The organism is Methylomonas sp. PHL2-19, assembly GCF_059331595.1.
In genome coordinates, this window is sequence record NZ_CP196839.1 from 2,808,135 (window position 1) to 2,826,707 (window position 18,573).

General features: G+C 51.3%; 17 protein-coding genes. 11 read left to right on the top strand and 6 right to left on the bottom strand.

Annotated elements, in window-relative coordinates:
* Positions 1 to 33 precede the first annotated feature (33 nt).
* Together ACR02O_RS12925 and ACR02O_RS12930 are read left to right on the top strand one after the other, a co-directional pair.
* The gene (locus tag ACR02O_RS12925; protein ID WP_458137369.1) at positions 34 to 411 is read left to right on the top strand and encodes a 6-pyruvoyl trahydropterin synthase family protein; all 378 of its coding nucleotides are present in this window, start codon (positions 34 to 36) and stop codon (positions 409 to 411) included.
* A 13-nt stretch (positions 412 to 424) separates the two neighbouring features.
* Positions 425 to 1,522: a glycosyltransferase family 4 protein gene (locus tag ACR02O_RS12930; protein ID WP_458137370.1), complete on the top strand. Its 1,098-nt coding sequence runs from the start codon at positions 425 to 427 to the stop codon at positions 1,520 to 1,522.
* A gap of 4 nt (positions 1,523 to 1,526) precedes the next feature.
* Here the strand turns inward: ACR02O_RS12930 and ACR02O_RS12935 are convergent, their stop codons facing one another.
* Positions 1,527 to 1,724 carry a DUF6316 family protein gene (locus tag ACR02O_RS12935; RefSeq protein ID WP_415880688.1) on the bottom strand — a complete coding sequence of 66 codons (198 nt, stop codon included), beginning with the start codon at positions 1,722 to 1,724 and terminating at the stop codon, positions 1,527 to 1,529.
* A 347-nt stretch (positions 1,725 to 2,071) separates the two neighbouring features.
* On the bottom strand, positions 2,072 to 2,821 hold the full coding sequence (locus tag ACR02O_RS12940; protein WP_129871393.1) for an IS5 family transposase: 750 nt from the start codon (positions 2,819 to 2,821) through the stop codon (positions 2,072 to 2,074).
* A 35-nt stretch (positions 2,822 to 2,856) separates the two neighbouring features.
* On the opposite strand from ACR02O_RS12940, the gene ACR02O_RS12945 reads away from it, so the two are divergent.
* The 4 genes from ACR02O_RS12945 (at position 2,857) to ACR02O_RS12960 (ending at position 5,431) form a co-directional block, all read left to right on the top strand.
* Complete coding sequence (locus tag ACR02O_RS12945; protein ID WP_458139238.1) at positions 2,857 to 3,381, top strand: REP-associated tyrosine transposase; 525 nt, start codon at positions 2,857 to 2,859, stop codon at positions 3,379 to 3,381.
* Positions 3,382 to 3,542: 161 nt separating this feature from the next.
* Entirely contained in the window at positions 3,543 to 3,770 is a 228-nt protein-coding gene (locus tag ACR02O_RS12950) for a hypothetical protein (protein ID WP_494521762.1), read from the top strand.
* A gap of 55 nt (positions 3,771 to 3,825) precedes the next feature.
* Complete coding sequence (locus ACR02O_RS12955) at positions 3,826 to 4,923, top strand: IS5 family transposase (protein ID WP_415878136.1); 1,098 nt, start codon at positions 3,826 to 3,828, stop codon at positions 4,921 to 4,923.
* 124 nt (positions 4,924 to 5,047) lie between these two features.
* On the top strand, positions 5,048 to 5,431 hold the full coding sequence (locus ACR02O_RS12960) for a hypothetical protein (RefSeq protein WP_494521763.1): 384 nt from the start codon (positions 5,048 to 5,050) through the stop codon (positions 5,429 to 5,431).
* A gap of 360 nt (positions 5,432 to 5,791) precedes the next feature.
* On the opposite strand, the gene ACR02O_RS12965 is transcribed toward ACR02O_RS12960, so the two are convergent.
* The 3 genes from ACR02O_RS12965 to ACR02O_RS12975 all read right to left on the bottom strand — a co-directional run bounded on the left by ACR02O_RS12965 (position 5,792) and on the right by ACR02O_RS12975 (position 8,757).
* Positions 5,792 to 6,481 (bottom strand): hypothetical protein, encoded by a 690-nt coding sequence (locus tag ACR02O_RS12965; protein ID WP_033156368.1) that lies wholly within the window; start codon positions 6,479 to 6,481, stop codon positions 5,792 to 5,794.
* A gap of 186 nt (positions 6,482 to 6,667) precedes the next feature.
* Complete coding sequence (locus ACR02O_RS12970; RefSeq protein WP_458137373.1) at positions 6,668 to 7,651, bottom strand: lysylphosphatidylglycerol synthase transmembrane domain-containing protein; 984 nt, start codon at positions 7,649 to 7,651, stop codon at positions 6,668 to 6,670.
* Positions 7,651 to 8,757: a CDP-alcohol phosphatidyltransferase family protein gene (locus ACR02O_RS12975; RefSeq protein ID WP_458137374.1), complete on the bottom strand. Its 1,107-nt coding sequence runs from the start codon at positions 8,755 to 8,757 to the stop codon at positions 7,651 to 7,653. Before ACR02O_RS12975 ends, ACR02O_RS12970 begins: the two co-directional genes overlap by 1 nt.
* Before the next feature lie 200 nt (positions 8,758 to 8,957).
* Between ACR02O_RS12975 and ACR02O_RS12980 the strand changes: the two genes are divergently transcribed.
* Entirely contained in the window at positions 8,958 to 10,574 is a 1,617-nt protein-coding gene (locus ACR02O_RS12980) for a sulfatase-like hydrolase/transferase (RefSeq protein ID WP_494521764.1), read from the top strand.
* 769 nt (positions 10,575 to 11,343) lie between these two features.
* Here ACR02O_RS12980 and ACR02O_RS12985 read toward each other — a convergent pair.
* Positions 11,344 to 13,074: a lipase family protein gene (locus ACR02O_RS12985; RefSeq protein ID WP_458137376.1), complete on the bottom strand. Its 1,731-nt coding sequence runs from the start codon at positions 13,072 to 13,074 to the stop codon at positions 11,344 to 11,346.
* 201 nt (positions 13,075 to 13,275) lie between these two features.
* Between ACR02O_RS12985 and ACR02O_RS12990 the strand changes: the two genes are divergently transcribed.
* The 4 genes from ACR02O_RS12990 (at position 13,276) to ACR02O_RS13005 (ending at position 18,553) form a co-directional block, all read left to right on the top strand.
* Positions 13,276 to 14,451, top strand: coding sequence for a hypothetical protein (locus ACR02O_RS12990; protein WP_171695580.1), 1,176 nt, complete (start codon positions 13,276 to 13,278; stop codon positions 14,449 to 14,451).
* Between the two features lie 42 nt (positions 14,452 to 14,493).
* Positions 14,494 to 15,342 (top strand): hypothetical protein, encoded by an 849-nt coding sequence (locus ACR02O_RS12995; protein ID WP_171695579.1) that lies wholly within the window; start codon positions 14,494 to 14,496, stop codon positions 15,340 to 15,342.
* A 49-nt stretch (positions 15,343 to 15,391) separates the two neighbouring features.
* Positions 15,392 to 16,270, top strand: a complete 879-nt coding sequence (locus tag ACR02O_RS13000) for an SUMF1/EgtB/PvdO family nonheme iron enzyme (RefSeq protein WP_494521765.1) — start codon at positions 15,392 to 15,394, stop codon at positions 16,268 to 16,270.
* A 114-nt stretch (positions 16,271 to 16,384) separates the two neighbouring features.
* On the top strand, positions 16,385 to 18,553 hold the full coding sequence (locus ACR02O_RS13005) for a hypothetical protein (RefSeq protein WP_494521766.1): 2,169 nt from the start codon (positions 16,385 to 16,387) through the stop codon (positions 18,551 to 18,553).
* The last annotated feature ends 20 nt before the right edge of the window (positions 18,554 to 18,573 follow it).

Here is an 18,573-nt window from a genome sequence, read left to right on the forward strand (position 1 = left end):
AAAAATAGCCACCAAAACCCAAGGAAAAGCAATATGTACAGCGTAGCCGTCAGCCGAGACTTTATCGCCAACCATTACTTAATCGGCGGCGATTGGGGTAGCGAAAACCAACCCCACGCCCACCATTACATCGCCGAAGTGCGTATCGACGGCGAGGAACTGGATCAGCACGGCTATCTGGTAGATATTGTTGCCATCGAAGCTGCTTTGGATGAAATCGTCACCGGCTTTCGCGATCAAATGCTCAACGACAAGCCGGAGTTTGCTGGTTTAAACCCCAGTATCGAGCACTTCAGCCGCATCATCTGCGAAAAAATCGCGGCGGCTATCAATCCGCCGGGCACCGGTAGACTACGGGTAAAACTCTGGGAAAACGCCACCTGCTGGGCGGCTTACCGTTTGGCGTTCTAAACCGGCAAACATCATGCACATTGGCTTGCTGGTCGTTGGCGACATGAATAGCGTCAGCGGCGGTTATTTGTATAACCGCAAGTTGGTATCTTACCTGCAAAGCCAAGGTGATCAGGTCAGCATCATCAGCTTGCCGCCACATAATTATTGGCGGCTGTTGGCGGAAAATATTACCGGCGATTTGCTGGAGAAAATCGCCGCAGCCAAGCCGGATATTCTGATTCAAGACGCTATGGTGCATCCGGCGGTGTTTAATTTAAATCGGCGCATTAGCAGTCAACTGCACATCCCGCTAATCGCCCTGGTGCATCTGCTGGTCAGCATCGACCAAGCACCTTGGTATAGCCGCTGGCTGTACAGAATTATCGAGAGCCGCTATTTACAAGCGGTGAACGGCATCATCGCCAACAGCCGGACCACGCTAAGCCAAATCCGACAGCTACTGGCCGGCGAATTACCTCCGCACTGTATTGCTGTGCCGGCCGGCGATAATTTTGCGGGCGTAAACATCGATCACACAGCCGTGTTAAACCGCGCGCTGGAGCCAGGACCGCTGAGAATATTGCTGGTGGGCAACGTCATCCGCCGCAAGGGTTTGCATGTATTGCTCAAAGCCCTTAACCAACTGCCAGCACCGGACTACCTGCTCAGCGTGGTCGGACGGCTGGACATGGAACCGGGCTATGTCGCGGAAATTAAAACCCTGATTCGCGATGCCGGATTGACGCAAAGCGTGCCCTTGCTCGGCCCAATGCAAGGTGAAGCGTTGGCCGATTTGTACCGGCAACATCATCTATTAGTCATGCCATCCGCTTACGAAAGCTACGGCATTGTCTACGTGGAAGCCCAGCAGGTTGGCTTGCCGGTGATCGGCGCCACGGCGGGCGCGGCCTGGGAGATTATTCGCGATGGGGAAAACGGCTATTTGATCGAACCCGAAGGTCATGTCGCCTTAGGCAATTTGTTACAAACCCTGCATCATGATCGACAACTGCTGGCTCGATTGGGCGCTAACGCCCTGCAATTCTATGCCGACCATCCCAAATGGGAGACAAGTTGCGCCGGCATCCGCGCGTTTTTATCGGGTCAAGTAATCGGGCAAAGTCGATAAACACTCAGCCATTCGCCAATAACCGCGTGCGCCGGCTAGCAAGTCCCTGTCGGGCACAGCTATCGATGTAGTGGTGCAGCGCCACCTGAGCATTGGTTTTAGAGGAAAACGGCCCTTTACGGCCTTCCCGAGTCAAAAAATACCAGGCGGGCAGCCCGGTACTAGGATTAACTACAGACAAAAATCGTTCGGTGCGAAACATAGACCACTCACTCTCAAGGATTAAACAGGCGTGATGCCGATAATGTCGTATCACTATTTATGCCATGTTTATAAGCCTTGCCAAGCCTGGCTTTATTACGCCGGGCTGGATAAAAAGTGTTGCTGGAGATACTGATATTGTTGATCGGGTGTATGGAAAACAATTTAGCGGGATGGCTCACAGGACTAAGCTTGGGCTAAACTCAATGGGCTTCGTAGGATGGGTAGAGCGAAGCGAAACCCATCGCTAACTTCAAACTTACGCTGAAAAAAATGACTGAATACCGTCGCCATCGTGTCCAAGGTGGCACTTATTTTTTTACGGTAAATCTAGGGGCTGTTGCCGTTTCACATCGGTAACCATATAAATGCACAAGCCAGGGCGATAGCACCTTCAAAATTGCGTTTTAGTTTGTCATATCGGGTGGCAATAGCTCTAAAATGTTTCAGTCGCGCAAATACGTTTTCAACGAGGTGGCGATATTTATAGAGACACCAGTCCATTTCCTCATTCCCGACTATTGAATTTTGTTTTCTTGGGATGATGGGGACTGTGCCTTGGTCTCGAATTTGAATCCGTAACGGCTCGCTGTCATACCCTTTGTCTGCAATCATGTAGCCCGCCTGGGGGAGCTTGGCCACAAATTCCGGCGCTTCTTTGCAGTCATGTACTTCGCCCCCCGTAATCGAGAACTGGATGGGAAGTCCACCGGCATCAACCGCCATATGGATTTTGGTCGTGTTGCCTGCGACCGATTTCCCGATGGCTGTTGGATTTTCATGGGCGCCGCCGCTACTGTGTTGATGGGCTTTAATAATGCTGCCATCAATAAATAGCCATTCCAAATCAGGCTCAATCACTAGCGCCTGAAAGATACCCCTCAGCTTTTCTTGCAGTGACCAGGCATTGAAGCGCTTGTACACGGCATTCCACTTGCCAAAAGCGACGGGCAAGTCTCGCCAAGGGCAGCCAACACGCAAACGATAAAAAATCCCTTCGACCGTTTGCCGAAGACCGGGTTTGTCGTAAATGCTGAAACTCAACATAATCGTTTTTAGCTTTTCCCAGTGGGTATCTGTAAGCAGTTGGCGTGGCATTCGCTAGTTATCGTTTGATTGAAAACTCAATCAATATGGCTCGCCAATCGATTTTCAAAGGGATTATGACAAAATGGCAACAGCCCCTAGCTGATAGAAGCCAAACACTACTGACCGATCATATTGAGATTTTGCGAGAATCCTTCCGTATGGTTAAACAAAAACATCGATTTACAATGGAAGCGATTGTAGTGTTGCCGGAACATCTGCACGCCATTTGGACATTACCTGATGGTGACGATGATTTCAGTTTGCGCTGGCGACAAATCAAATCAGAATTTTCCAGGCATATCGAAATTGGTGAGAAAATTTCCGATAGCCGTATTCGTAAAAATGAAAGAGGAATCTGGCAAAGACGATTTTGGGAGCATCAAATAAAAGACGATAACGACTTTGCCAAGCATGTGGATTATATTCATTTCAATCCAGTAAAACATGGTTATGTCATAACCGTCGCGGATTGGCCTTATTCATCGTTTCATCGGTATGTTAAACGAGGGATTATTCCCGCCAATTGGTGCGGAGTGATGGGATTGGAAAATGATTTAAATTTGGGATAACGGTGGTTATGGTTTTATTTGATGGGTTTCGCGTTGCTCTACCCATCCTACGGTCCTGACGAATCATATTGAGATTTTGCGATAATCCTTCCGTACGGTTAAGTAACAGCATCTATTTGCAATGGATGCAGGTGTGTGTTCTGCCCAATGAAAATAGCATCATGAAAAATCGAAAACATGTTTCTGGGACACGAATTTTTTGGATTGGAAAGGTTATGAAGAAGATTGATATGGGTTTGAATAATACGAAAGAAATAGAAATACGGCGCAAAGCCCGTTGGTTATTGCGCTTTACGGCTTTAATTGCATTAACAAATTTATTTTTTACGCCGTCTAGTTTTGCAGGCCCTAACAGGCTGGTGAAAAACTCGAAAAGCCAAGTAAGCTAAGGCATAGATGAGCGGCTAACTGTTAAAATAGGCTACCTAAATTTGGAGCCTTTCAATGCGCGGACACGATGCCATTCAAAACAGCTGGTTCAGCTATGTTAGCCTGGAAGACCGTATTCCCAAACAGCATCCGTTGCGTCGTTTACGGCTACTGGTTGATGGCGTATTGGCCTCAATGGATGCCGTCTTTGCCGAGCGTTACTCGCACACAGGCCGTCCCTCGATTGCCCCTGAAAAACTGCTGCGCGCCTTGCTGTTGCAAGTGCTGTACACCGTTCGCAGTGAGCGTCAGTTGATGGAACAACTGGACTACAACCTGTTGTTTCGCTGGTTTGTCGGTCTGGGCATCGACGACGCCGTGTGGGAACGCACAGTGTTCAGTGCCAACCGCGAACGCCTGCTGTCCGAAGCCCTGAGTCGCGAATTTTTTGAGCGGGTACTGGCCATAGCCGAATGGCAAAATCTGGTGTCCGACGAACACTTCAGTGTCGACGGTAGCCTCATTGAAGCCTGGGCCTCGCACAAAAGCTTCGTCAAAAAAGATGGTAGTGGTCCCGATAAACCCGCCGGCCGCAATCCCGAGATCGACTTCAGTGGCGAAAAGCGCAGCAACGCCACCCATCAAAGTACAACCGATCCCGAAGCCCGGCTTTACAAGAAAGGCGAATACACCGAGGCCAAACTGCGTTACATCACCCATGCCTTGTCCGAGAATCGCAACGGCCTGATTGTCGATGTCGAAACCACTCAAGCCACCGGCACCGCCGAAATCGAAGCCGCGCAAAAAATGATCAAACGCCGCGTGCCCCAAGGTGGCAGCGTCGGTGCCGACAAAGGCTATGACCAACCGGCGTTCGTCAACGGACTCGAGTCCCGTGATATCAAAGCCCATGTGGCCCGCAAAAAGATTGGCAGTGCCGTCGACGGCCGCACCGCGCGCGGCAAAGGTTACGCCCAAAGTCTCAAGCGCCGCAAAATCGTCGAAGAAGCCTTTGGCTGGGTCAAAACGGTCGGCGGCCTGCGCAAAACCCGTCACATCGGCTTAGCCAAAGTCGCGGGTCAGGCCTTGTTTTGCTTTGCCGCCTACAACCTGACGCGCATGCTCAACCTATTGGTGTTCACGCCGAAACCGGCGTGGAGTGCACCCGCCTAGGGTGAAGTTCGCCTGAAAACCGTCCACAGACGGCTTCAGGCGAATAAAAAGCCCTTGAAACCGGGGCAAAACGCTTGAAACTCGATGTCATGACCGATTTCAACTCGAAAAAATCACGAACATCGTGGGTAAGGGGAAATATCGGCGGGTTTTTCACCAGCCTGCTAATTCTAATCTTGAATGTACGTCATCAGGACTTGAGGCAATGATTAAGGAGGTGGATGCATTTTTTAATCAGGAGAATAGAAACGACTCATTCATTAAAGTAAATCATATTTCGGATAAGTATCTCAATCCAAAATGTAATTTGTTTGAGCAGTTTAAAATCATGCTTGCTTACGGATTTAAAGTTAACGGTCAGAAAGAAAACGAAATTGAACTCGAAATTCCATTGTTGAAAGATCGATGGTTTCTGTTGTTTAGGCCTGGTTTACAAATAATTATTCGCTTCAACAAAGACAATAAAATTACTGAAGTTTATTCGTATATAGCAAACGTAACGCTATAACCCAAGGAGATAAGACGTGAGTGCGGAAAAAATACAAATTGGTTATTTGCCAGTCAAAGGCGTCGAATATTTTTATCATAAATTCATCATGTATACCGATGCCAATTGCGACAAAACGATAATCGAAGTGCCATAGATAACGCCTTAAAACCGCTTATATGATCGAAATATTTGGATCAAAAGGTTTGCCGGATTTCAAGATAGCGACGGCAAGGTGGATGGATTTACGCATAGTTACATAGTATGTGCTGAACGGAGGGAAGCGCATCAATCACTCGCAATCAATGGGCTTCCTTTCGTCAGCCCATCCAATAAGCTACACGGTGCACACGCTAATCGTGCCCACCCTCTCAAACCAACTCAATCCGCCGCAAAGCAATAAAAATAACCCGCGCCGCCGGTGCTGACCAGGTTTTCCTGGCTGCAGCCTTTGCTGTCGTGGGTGGAGTTCCAGGAGACGTTGCCGCCGGTGGCACCGCGATTGGTGCGGTCGGAGTGGCCGACGCGAACGCTGCCTTCCCCGCTGCTGGTGTAGTTTTTACAGGTGTGGTCGGCGGCATCGGTGTAGGCGCGGCCGTCCGGCTTGGAGCCGGTAATCAGGTCGTGCTGGTTAGGTGTAGCGCCCACGCCATTGATCTGCGCGCCTTTTTCGGTGAGGTTGGTGGTGCGATGCACGTTGTTGCCCAATTGGCCTAACTCCACGGTGTCGCCATGCAGATGGGCAACATCGTTGGCAACGATCGCGCCGTTAGCGTTGGCCCAGGGGCCGTTGCCGATCCGGTCGCGGGCGTTGACGGCGGGTTGGTCGGCCGTGGCCTGGGTGCTCAAATAGGCGCGCCAGGTACGGTTGCCTGCACCGACGTCAGTCGCCAGTTTTTGGCAATGCGCATCCGCGCCCGCCAGGCCACCCAAGTCCGCGCCTTTGCCGGAGCCAACACTGGTAACGAAAAAGCCTAGCGGCGGTTTGGGGGCGTCGCTGGGGGCTTGTTGAGCGAAGGCAGTGTTGGCGCTCAGAACGAGCAGGCCGGCAACAAAGCTAGTTTTTTTCATGCATTTTCTCTCTGGTTATGGGTTATCAAAACGGATGCCTTGAGCAAGGTTCCTGCTCGGAAAACAGCACTAATCGTGCCGTATTTAATCGCCAGGGAATTCCGTTGTTGAACAGAGTTAATGCGCGCCAACTGTTGCGATACAGACAGGGTTTGCTGATACCCTGCCTTCAGGCAAGCACTTGTGCTACCGTCTTGCCTGTAAAACGCGCAAGCAACCCAAGCCGCTGACGAGCATAATCGCGTCGCGCAAACGCATTAACGCAATCAAGCCAATGGCAGCTTCGGCGGGCCAACTCAAATATTGAAACGCCCAGAATAGCGCCGCTTCCAACGATCCAACGCCGCCCGGCAGCGGTAACAAAAATGACAGGCGCATCGCCACCAAAACCACCAGAAATGCAGACATATCCAGGGCAAAATCAAATACGCCAAGCAGCAGCCATAACTCCAATAGCAAACCGGCCCAGCCGCATAGAGAAAATATAAAGGCTTTGCATAAAGCCGGCTTACCTGCCGTGACAGCGTCCTTTAAGTCACTACCCAAGCGCTGCCAATGGGTTTCGATGTTTTGCAGGCGCGGATGCTGCTGCCAACGCCGAGCCAGGCGCTTTAACCCAGCCAATATCTGTTCCGGCTGCTTTAAAATAAACCAGCCAAGCAAGGACAGGGTCAGCAAGATAGCGGTCAGACTCAGCAGGATTTCCCGCCAGTTGGCGACAGCGCCGGCCGGTGAAGCCAGCAGCAATAGCACCGCCAAGATCAGGATACTGAAGTTGATCCACAGCTCGTAAAACCTATCCAGGCCCAAACTCAGCAGCGCCCCGTGCAGCGGCAAATGGCAGCGTTTGTATAGCCAAAAAATCTGCAAAGGCTCGCCGCCGAATTGCGGGCCGGGCGTGATGAAACTGACGGCTTGGCCGGCTTGGCGAATCAGCAATAACTTAGCAACACCAACCGGTAATTTCAGCAAATCACTCAGTACCCACCAACGCTGGGCAGCCAGAAAAATAATCGCAAGATTCAGTGCTATCCAGGCTAGCCATTGGCTAATAGATAATGTGGCTATGCTCCGGTTAATAGCGCCAAGCGGCAATTGGCTAAACACCGTGCCAGCTAGCAGCAACGCCGGCAACCACAATAAAATCGGCAGCGCCTTAAACCAGTTCATCAGGCCCCGTCATAGCGTTGAATCCACTCGTCGCCCCATCTCCAAAGGCTATAACGGCCGGTACCCAGCAGCAAAATCCAGCTGGCAGAGAAGATCAAACCATAAGACACAATAGGATTGCTATCGTACGGATAATGCCAACCCAAGGAGACGATCACGATCAACGCTCCCAAGCGCCCGGCCAAGCCAAGCACAACCAGCGCAGCGCCTAGCACCAGCAGTTTGTCCTTGGTGTCGATGGCATCCGGTATCAGCAAAACCAGCAGCAACGGTACTAATAATCTCAGCCCTGGCTGAAAATACTGCGCGCTCCAATTTGCCAAGCGCTGATAGTCCTGCTGCTTTAACCTACCGCACACCACCCACCAGTCCGCCGCAAATCCGAACAGTACCGGCAACATGAAGGCAATGCCGGCGATAGCGGTCAACTCGGGGTCAAGCAGCGGCCAGAGCGCTACGGCAACAAACGCCATTTGAAAGCCCGCCAAAGTCCGACGCAAAGGATTTTCCGGCAAGTCGTATAAGGGCAACCCCAGTAAGCTACGGCGCTGCAAGCCCCACCGATAAACATAGTAAGCCACGCTCAACAGCAGATAAGAGCCATGCAGTTTGCCCAAACCGATTGCCAATAGCGGTGCGATCACCAATCCCAGCGCATCGAAGGTAATATCCAATTCATTACCCAACAGGCTAACCTGTCCGCTACGGCGAGCCGCGAAGCCGTCCAACCTATCGAGGATAGCCGCCAGCGTGTAAAACATCGCCGGCAAGCAAAGATAAGCGGCAAGCGCTTGCTGCATAAACAAAAAGCCGCCGGTCAGCGCAATAAATCCGCCACGCATGAGAGTTAAACGATTGCCCCAGCCGAGGCTACCGTAAAGTGGCGCTTCCAAACTGGCGCGGTTCAACGGTAAACGCCGCCATACGCATAGGCAGACATAAGCCCAAATTAGACTGGCCCGAAACAGCCAGAGGCCGGCAAGCTGCCAATTTTCCGCAACGCTGAATACACCAAAACCGATCAGCAACACGCCCAAGCCCAATTGGGCGATTACGCGCAATTCGTGCTGCAGAAAATTTAAGTTGGCATTCTCGGTTCGTTGCATGTGTGTCTGTTACTGAGTCGGATTGACCGATAAGCTCAAGCAGATGCCGTGCCAGTTTGGCTTTGTTTTTGCTTGCAAGCAGTATCATCCTTAAACACACAACAGCACATTCGACTTAGCATGCCCGCCTCAGCAAACTTAAATTCACTTTATCGGCAACGGTTTTGCCGGCCACATTTAACCAGCTTGCGGGGCTATAGATGCTAGGCGATAACAGGATTTTCCATTCTCACCGGACAGCTCATCTTTCAACCGGTTTGAATGGTTTCGCGGTGATTTATGTATTGACGGCGTTGCTTATCCCCAATCGCTTAAGCTCGATCTCGTTGGAGGCTTTTGCTTACCTGCCGTTAGAAGCGCTATTGCTTGGACTGGCGCTGCTAGTGCCGGGCCGGGTCGGCTTAGTGATTCGATTATGCGCCACCGGACTGCTGGCGACGGGGATCATCTTTAAAATGGCCGACCTCGCGGCATACCAGGTTTTCGACCGGCCGTTCAACCCGGTACTCGATTCCCGCTTTCCGGCGGACGGCATGAATCTACTGCAAGGCACCATTGGCCAAATTGGCGCCATCGTCGTTGCGGGTTTGCTAATCGCCTTATTGTTGAGTATCTTTTGGCTGACCAACACCTTGCTGCGCCGGGTACAAGCGCTGCTGCAAAGTTCGGCGCAAATTACTGGGCTGGCCTTATGCGCCGGCCTGACGGTTTGGAGCGCATGCGCCTTGGCTGGTTGGTCGCCAGCAGCGAAGCCGTTTTACGACCTAATGGCCCAGCACGTTGCCAGCATCCGCAGCGGCATGGCCGATCAGGAAAGTTTCAACAACGTCGTCGATAGCGACCCTTATGCCGCCGTGCCGGACAGCGCATTGTTCGAAAAATTGAAAGGCAAGGATGTGCTGGTGGTGTTCATCGAATCGTATGGCCGGACCGTGCTCGACAAAGCCGATTACGCCGCACATATCCGTCCCCTATTACAGCAAAGCAGCGCCGATCTGGCCGCAAACGGTTTGTCGGCGCGGAGCGCTTACCTGACCTCGCCGACTTACGGCGGCATCAGCTGGCTGGCGCATGGCACCCTGATGTCCGGTTTATGGATCAATAGCCAGACCCGCTACGACCGCTTGGTGATGAGCCAACGCCCGTCCTTGAATCGCCTGTTCCACCGGGCCGGCTGGCGCACCGTGGCGGTACAACCGGCACATACCATGGCCTGGCCGCAAGGCGAATACTTCGGTTACGACCGCATCTATGCCGCGCAAGACTTGGGCTACCAAGGCCAAACCTTCAACTGGATCACGATGCCTGACCAATACACGCTGTCGGCCCTGCAAGCCTTGGAGCGCAAACCCGGCGCGCGCCAACCGTTGATGGCCGAGCTGGCCTTGATTTCGTCGCATGCGCCGTGGACGCCGTTGCCGGAGCTAGTGCAGTGGGACCAGGTCGGCGACGGCAGCATCTTCAATCAAGCCCGCGTCGGCGACACCCCGGAAGTGGTTTGGCAAAACACCGAGCGCATCCGCGAACAATATCGAAAATCCATCGAATATGCGCTGGCGAATATCATCTCCTACGCGATTAACTATGGTGACGATAACCTGGTACTGCTGGTGCTGGGCGACCACCAACCAGCACCGTTTGTGACCTGCGAATCGGATAGCCACGATGTGCTGGTGCATCTGATTAGTCGCGATAGCAAGGTGATGGATGCAATAAAGGAGTGGCAATGGACGGACGGCATGCTGCCGGCCAGCGATGCGCCCGTGCTGGGCATGGATAAGTTACGGGAGCGGTTTATCGCGGCGTTTTCCCGATAAATTTTGGTTCCTGGTTTTGTGCAAGGTTTTGGCGTTGTTGCGCTGAGGTAGAGTTTTTGGTCTAGGCCTGCTGGTGCCGACCCGTTATTCCGCTCAAGGCTTTACCCCCCAAGAGGTATTCAGTACGGCAGAAAAGGCAGCAGCTCCATTTTGGCAACTGCTTGTAGATACTTTCTTCGGCCCGCCAGGATTCAGGGCTTTACCGCAATGCCAGATACTCCGTGGGGTAGTGCTAGCAATTGTTGGATATACGTTGACGCCTTTGCCTCAGGCTAGCAAGGTCAGGCGAAAAACACGGTTCGGATTTTCTGCACAGGCCAGCTAGAGAATAAATTGTTGATCGCATTGTGTACCTTCATTCTGGATAATACGCAAGCCGATTAGATGATTGGCACTCGATAATAAAAAGCACCAACATATGTCACTTAAAGCTCTTGCAAGCTATACCCACCGCACTTTGCCGCCTATAAACTGGCTTCATCGTCCTTCCTAAGCTTCCCGCCTGTCCCAGCGTCCAAACCTAGATCGGGTGCCACGAGAAGGGAAAACTCCGGATTTTGCGCCACTAATACAGAAACATTTCAAGCCGAACATTCTAATAGAGCAAGTTCGGCCATAACCGATCAATCGCAAACTCAAATCCTCAATTACTTAAAAGACGGCTAAGGATGCAACAGCAGACTGCCGATTGAAGTTCAAGATTTTCAGATTCGACTTAACCAATAGGAGTTGCCTTACTGTAAGTCCTTAATAAATGCTGTAACCATCTTCAAACCTTAGTCAAGACCAACAAAATACCAGCCACATACAATCCGCTAAACACCAAACTCCGCCATTGCTCTGCACTCAAATCAGGCCAAAATTCGCGCCCAATCAGATAGAGCAAATAGATTACGCCCAACCACAGCAGCGGGGCCACTTTGCTGACCGCGCTAACCCAAAACGACTGTTTACCTTCCTTGATAGTTGCGGGTAGCCCATCTGTTTTACCGGTAATCACAAACTTGGCAATTTCATCCCAATTATCCTCGTGCAAGGCAGCACTGTGCGCACCTTTGGCATAGCGGATTTGATTGACTTGGTCGGATTCAAACCCCCTATGGCCTGCGCCACCCAAATCTTGCCAATTCAACATCTGCATGGCATTTGGAAACCAAGCCACCACCCAGTCGCCAGAGGCAACGTAGTTCAAAACCTTTCCTACCCGTCCCTGCTTTAGCAAGGCTTCCCATGCGTAATCTGTTCTTACCACGCTACCGGCCAACACCACCTGCTTGAAGCGGCAGCACGGGTATTCTTTCAATGCTTTGGTTAGTAAGTATGTTCCGTGACTATGGCCGACATAAGAGAACTCAGCGTTGGGGTATTGCGCCAAACCCTCGGTATATTGATCCATCAACCATTCCACTTTCTCACGACGCCGCCACGGGAATAGAAAAGACAGCATGGGGAAATAGCCATAGCTGGAGGTCTCGGTTTCGAATGTTTTATGGTGATCTTTGCCAAGCTGCTTAACACGACGAGCGATTTTGTGTGTCCAGTAACCAGGATCGCGGATGCCATGGATAACAAAAATCAAGTCGGTGACCTTGTCACGCGAAACAAGCAAACTTTCGTCACGTGGCAACTGGTTATATTCCTGCTTTAAGGTTTGTTCATCCTTCAACAGAGCCGCGCGGAATTTTCGCCTACGGTCTTGCGCATCCGGTTTTTCATCCATATCTATGATGTTGCCATGCCCTGTTTTAGCCACATCCAGATAAACAAAATCACTACCGCTGACCAAATCGATATTATCTTCCGGGCTAACCATATCGTCGATAGAGCCCAATAACTGCACCGTCAAAGCGTTGCCGACACCTTTGTGTTTCGCGTTATATCGCATGCTCAGCCACTGAATACGCAGATTGGTGATAAACGGTGCGCCACGATGGATGTGCATGATTGCCGGCTTTTTGCGTGTTAAGGCTTGCCATACACCACCGAAGCCGACCCCTAAACTGAAATAGAAAGCCTTGCTCAGCGACATATGATGCGAAATGCTCCAGCCGCGATTCATACCGGCCAGCAGAATAATCCGCTCAACGCTGCCGGCCCATGGACGTAGTGTTTTTAGTCTAATGCCCGGTTCAAACGGGGCTAAAGCAGTTTCCCCGCAGGCGTAGACATACAATTTCCGGCACAACAACGCCCCAAAGCTATGGCCGACAAACATGATGCTCTCGTATGGGCTGTGATATTTCTCGATGCGCTCGGCCCACAAGACATCGATTTGCTCAAGAAGTTGATTGCAAACCGCCACCGGGTTGGCACAGGACCATGTCGCGAGCGGCAGCTCAGGTATAAAAATATCCGCGACACTGATGCCATAACTTTCAGTAACCACGGCCCTGACGTATTTCATACTATCGGCGGTATTGGTAAATGCATGCAGCAGCACCACCAGCTTTCTGGAGGAGGCATAGCGGGTCAGTGATTTAGGTTCAATAGGGGTTGGCATAGTCTTCCTTGTAATCAATCGTTTCAGGGATATAACGATTTTAATCAGTGGCGGCAAAAAACCGCAAGAAGTCAAAATTGGCTGACTTCCAAAACAGATTGATCTTCCAATGCTTTAACTCACCTTAGTTATTCGCAGATTCAGCATTCCTCATGTTAGTATCCCGCCGGTTTTTTTCGGCAATCGTCATGGAGTACTTAAATGCCCGCAAAGCCTGCCCGTCGCTTACTGTTTATTTTGGCCGCAGTAGCGCAACTCATCCAACCCGCTGTGGCTGAAACGCCTGATGGTGCGGTATACAAAACCATCAAGCCGGGCAAAGCGGCAAAACGTAAAGTCCGCCAAATGACGGAAACCATAGAAGATTGTACTGTCGATCGACGCGGTCGCGAATCCTGTCATGTCATAGCGACCGTTGAAGTACCGCTACCGGCCAACGGTCAAGTCAACGAATCAACAGTCACCATTAGCGAAGCCGAGGCCATGTACAAAAAATCCGAAGCCGACCGCCAACAAATGCTGGCGGAAATGGAACTGGAAAATCAACGCAGACAAGCAGAGTTACAACAGGAGGCCAAACAACTGCAAGCCCAATCCCAAACCGCTGTTACTCAAGTTGGCCAAGCAGTGGCCATCGCTCAACCGGCGGCAAAAGCCCCTACGGTAGACGAGATACTCAATCAATTTGCCGACCAACTGGTTGGGCGTAAAGCCGTCGCTGCCGGAAATAGCTGTATCACCAATGTCGGCGGATGCGCTGTGCCCAGCATAGATAACCAACCCGGCTTCTCGCCGGTGGCAGCCGTGCAGAATCAATGCAGTTTTACGATAGAGGCCTGCATAAAACAAAAAAACTACGATGGCTCGTTAATGAATGCCAATTGCGACATTCTCAAACCCGGAGATGCGGTTAAGTATTCGATCATCAAACCGGACCCGGCATACTGGAACAACTTCCAATTCAGCGCCGTCGGCTCCCAAACAACCGAGATTGACAAAGCTTGTCGTGAAAGCCCGGCTTCTTATCAGGCCAACATCAAAGGTTTGCCTGGCCAAGCCAGCACTAAAGCCGCCGCTGACGCCGGCAGTGACAATCTCGCAGGGCAAAAAAATAGTAACAAAAAGCCCGAGTATATCTTCAAAGAAGTCGCTGTCGCCGGCCAATGGAAAGATTGTGAATTTGAAAAATCTGGCGCCATCAGTTGGGCAAAAAGGGTGCGTGACCATTATGCCAATGAGCTATGCAATGGCGATGACGGATGGCGTTTTGACCGAATCAAGTTTGAAGGTTATGAACAAGCCATAGCCTGCAAAGACGGCAAATCCTGGAAAGCTGAAATTACCCAAGGGATCGCTATTTGTAAAAAACTGCAATAAGCGTTTTATAAAACTTGGCTATTCACCCGGGGAAATACCGCAATGCGCTATCTGATTTTAATCTTATATTTGTTTACGCCTAAGCTCTACGCCGCCGACCCCGATGCCTGCTTCGTGGTCGACGAAATCATCCAGGGCAAGGAATGTACCAAACCCAATGGAATTCGCATCAACTTTAGCAACCGTTGCGATGCACCGATGGACGCCCGCTATTGCCTGCAAATGAGCAATGGCGATTGGAACTGCGGCGTTGGCATTGCGCTTAACCTGCAGGCTAAACACAACTGGTGGACTTGCGAAGGCACTGGCCAATATAAAATCTGGGGCCGCAGTGTTAATTCCAAAGTACCTTTCCCAGACCCATACGGCAGCTATAAACAACAGGGCGCTCAAATTTACGCCACCGCCAACGGCGAAACCGAAGCCAGTGCCTGTACCCGCGCCCAAGTCGCTGCCAACAATGGCGGGGATTGCCAATGCGAACCCATGACCGACACAGTCGGCTTTCAATGCCGCATCGCTATCGCCGCCTTACCGGCTAACGCCAAGGAACCGGCCAAGGCCTTTAAAGACAGCGAATTTGCCGCCAAAACCAACGGCGCAGCTGCCTCAAACGCCCCGCTGCAAACCGTAACAGCCACCAGCGCCGGCAACAGTGCTGATCAAGCCTGCAACGCCGCCCGCGCCCAGTTGCCCGCCGCTGATGCCGATTGCCAATGCGAAGTAAAAGGCAACCTTGCCGTTTGCCGCGCCACTACCCTACAAGCATCGCCTGAGCCTAGCTTACCCAAACAACTCAGCGAGTTCGGTAAAGACACGCTCAAACAAACCAACCCGATTGACCCCAACCAGCCGCCCCCGCCCAACCCCGGCAGTGGCAAGCGCGATTAAGGGTTTTAATCTTTACCCCGTTTTATTTTCAACATGGATGCGCATCACTATGCCTAACAGACTGATTATCTTCCTCTTGGCCGGCAGTCTGCTTGCCAGTAACGCCCACGCCGGCAGCGCCGAACAACTCGCCACCCAGGCCACGCAAGCCCTGGCCGCTAAAAACTACGCCCAAGCCGAGCGCTATCTGGAACAACTGCAAAGCCAACACAGCCCGTTGCCGCAATCGTTCGGTTTTCTGTACGGCCTTAGCCTGTTTCAACAACAAAAACTCGAGCAAGCCAAACCGGTACTGGAAGCCTATCTGGCGCAATACGGTGCAAATGGTCCTTACAGCGAGCAAGTTCAAGCCATGCTCAAACAGCTGGGCAAAGCCGACGATAGGGGCATTGAAATGGTCAAACTGCCCAACGGCATCTTGATGGGCAAATACGAAGTCACCCAAGGCCAATGGCAAAAAATCATGGGCAACAATCCATCTTACTTCAGTACCTGCGGCAACAACTGCCCGGTGGAACAAGTCGGTTGGGACGATGTCCAGCAATTCATCCAGCGCTTAAATCAACAGACCGGTAAACGCCACCGCTTACCGACCGAGGACGAATGGTATGCCGCCTGTCAGGCCGGTAGCAGCCACAAGTACTGTGGCTCCGATAGTATTGGCACGGTAGCTTGGTATGATGAAAATTCGGGTAGAAGCACTCACACGGTTGGGCAAAAGCAACCCAACGCCTGGGGCTTGTTCGACATGAGTGGTAATGTTAGTGAGTGGACCAGTTCGTGCTATGACGGCGACTGTTCCCTGCGTGTGTTACGCGGCGGTTCCCGTGATAGCGGACCGAGCTACCAACGTTCGTCGTACCGCGACGGGTACTACGCCAACTACCGCCTTCACTACCTCGGCTTCCGTCTCGCCCAGGACCCTTAACTTTACGCTTTATGCTTTTCCCTTTACCGTCCGGCGCGTTAGCGCCGGATTTTTTTTACTACCCACGCCCTTTAAGCCAAACGCTGGGCGTACCACACTTTTGAGGTTTTTTGCATGAAGCCCATCACCCCGTCCGTCTTGAGCATTGCCGTGGCCTTGCTGCTCAGCGCCTGCGCGAATCAATCCGTCACGCCGCCGGAATTTCCCGCCGAAAAGTTGTTAGGCCCTCAGCAAACCGCAGGCAACCCCCAAAAGATCGGCTTGGCCTTTTCCGGCGGCGGCACCAAGGCGGCGTCTTACGCAATGGGGGTGTTGGCGGCTGCCGTGCAAAGCAATGGCGGCAAAGGCCTGAGCCAATTCGACGCCATCTCTAGCGTCTCCGGCGGCAGCTACGCCTCGTTGTTTTTGTACAGCAAGTTGATGTTGCATGATCAAGACCCTGGCAATCCGCAAATCACGGACTATTTTGCCGATTGCATGCCGGAGCATTACAGCCAAGTATTGCCAGGTTATGCCAACCAAACTAGGCCTTTTTGCAACCTTGCCACTCAACAGCAAAAAGAGCAGTTCAAATTCCAGCAGTATCTTCGCTGCCGGCAAGATGTTCTGCAAAGCGATTGCAAGCCAGGCATGGACGGTAAAGAGGATGACAATGAGATTGCTACCGGCTTGAAACTGGTTGCTGAAACGGCCGCCATTTTTGTGCCCAATTTTATTGCCCGCACGGTATTCGACTGGCCGGTGAATTTGTCTCGCACCCGGCATGCCTATCAAGAGGGGATTTGGAGCAGTTATGCCTGGTATCCGACAAACAGCATATTCGTAAATCTTGAGGAAGATATTGATGACATCAACGACGTTGCCGACGATAAACAACCTTGCTATTTCCTGCATTGCCAAGCAAATGATCGAGCTAAAGAAGCCCGTCAACTGACGTTTCAACAATTAGAAAACACGCTGAATTCAGCCAAAGACATTAAATACCCAACCTGGTTTATCAACGCTACTGCCAGCAGGAAACGTAGCTTCTTGGGTTGGTCTTTGCCCGGACAGCGCGATTTTACTCAGTACACCATGCAAATGTCGCCCTATGGGGTTAGAACTGGCTTATACGGCGATTTTCAGATGAAAGATTCCGGGAGCGATGCCCGCTTCGACTTGGATTTGTTGGACGCCGTTACCGCCTCCGCTGCATTTGCCGACGCCAATGAATCGGTATTCTCGCAAAAGTGGGGTTTAAGATTTTTCTCGGCAATTTTTCTACACTTGGCCGGCCAGGATTGGGGGAAAGATATAGATAATCCAAATGTCGCCGAAGGCTGGCGCTATCTGCACAATACACTGCCGTTTCCTTTGTATTATACCGATGGTGCTTTACGCATTTTGGGTGGGCAAACCGAGGATAAAACCCGTTCGTCATACATGCATTTGATGGATGGCGGCAATAATGACAACTTGGGCGCATTCAGCCTGATTGAAGCCGGCATGAAGAATATTTTTATTGCCGATAGCGCCGAAGATGAAAAAGGCGATCTTGAGGATGTGTGCTTGTTGCATAACGAAATAAGGATAAGAAATTTATATGGTGCCAAGGTTGATAAGTCGGGCTTAATAGACCCTAACGACGCGCGAAAATTAATCATCCCAGGCTTGGAAGGCCTGGAAAATCATTGTTTGAACTTGGTTGGCGAGTCAGCCAATAATCCAGGCGATAAGGTACGCAATGTGAATGGACCTGCAACCAGCGGACATTATTCGATTTATGACTGGCAGCATAAAGTGCTGGTCGGCTGTATTCGTAAAGGCACCGGCAATACTTGCGACAGTAGTCAGGATAGTGAGATAGACGCCAAAGTGTTTTTGTTGAAACCGGCCATTAATCTGGATGAAATCAAAACACAGTATGTCGATGTAGAGCGTAAACAGGTGAAAGTACAAAGGTGTGACAAAAACCGAGAACCTGAATTATGTAACGAGGATGGCTTGGTGAAGCAGGGCGTTTGTGATGAAACAAACAACCCCGGTTTATGCGAAGTGGCGGCTTATATCGCCGATTCTTACGATCCGACCGATAAAGAGCATCATGGCTTGGGGAAATTCCCGCAGGATTCGACCGCCGGCATGACCGCCAACTCCGATGCCAAACGTTACGGCGCCTACCGCGAATTGGGCCGCTGGCATATGAATGCGGCTATGAAATTAATCAACGATCCAGTGGCCTTCGATGCTGAGTTGGCTAAGCAAACTCAACACAAGATTTCCTACGATGCTAAAGCTAACTGAGGCCAGGGTTTTGATCAAAC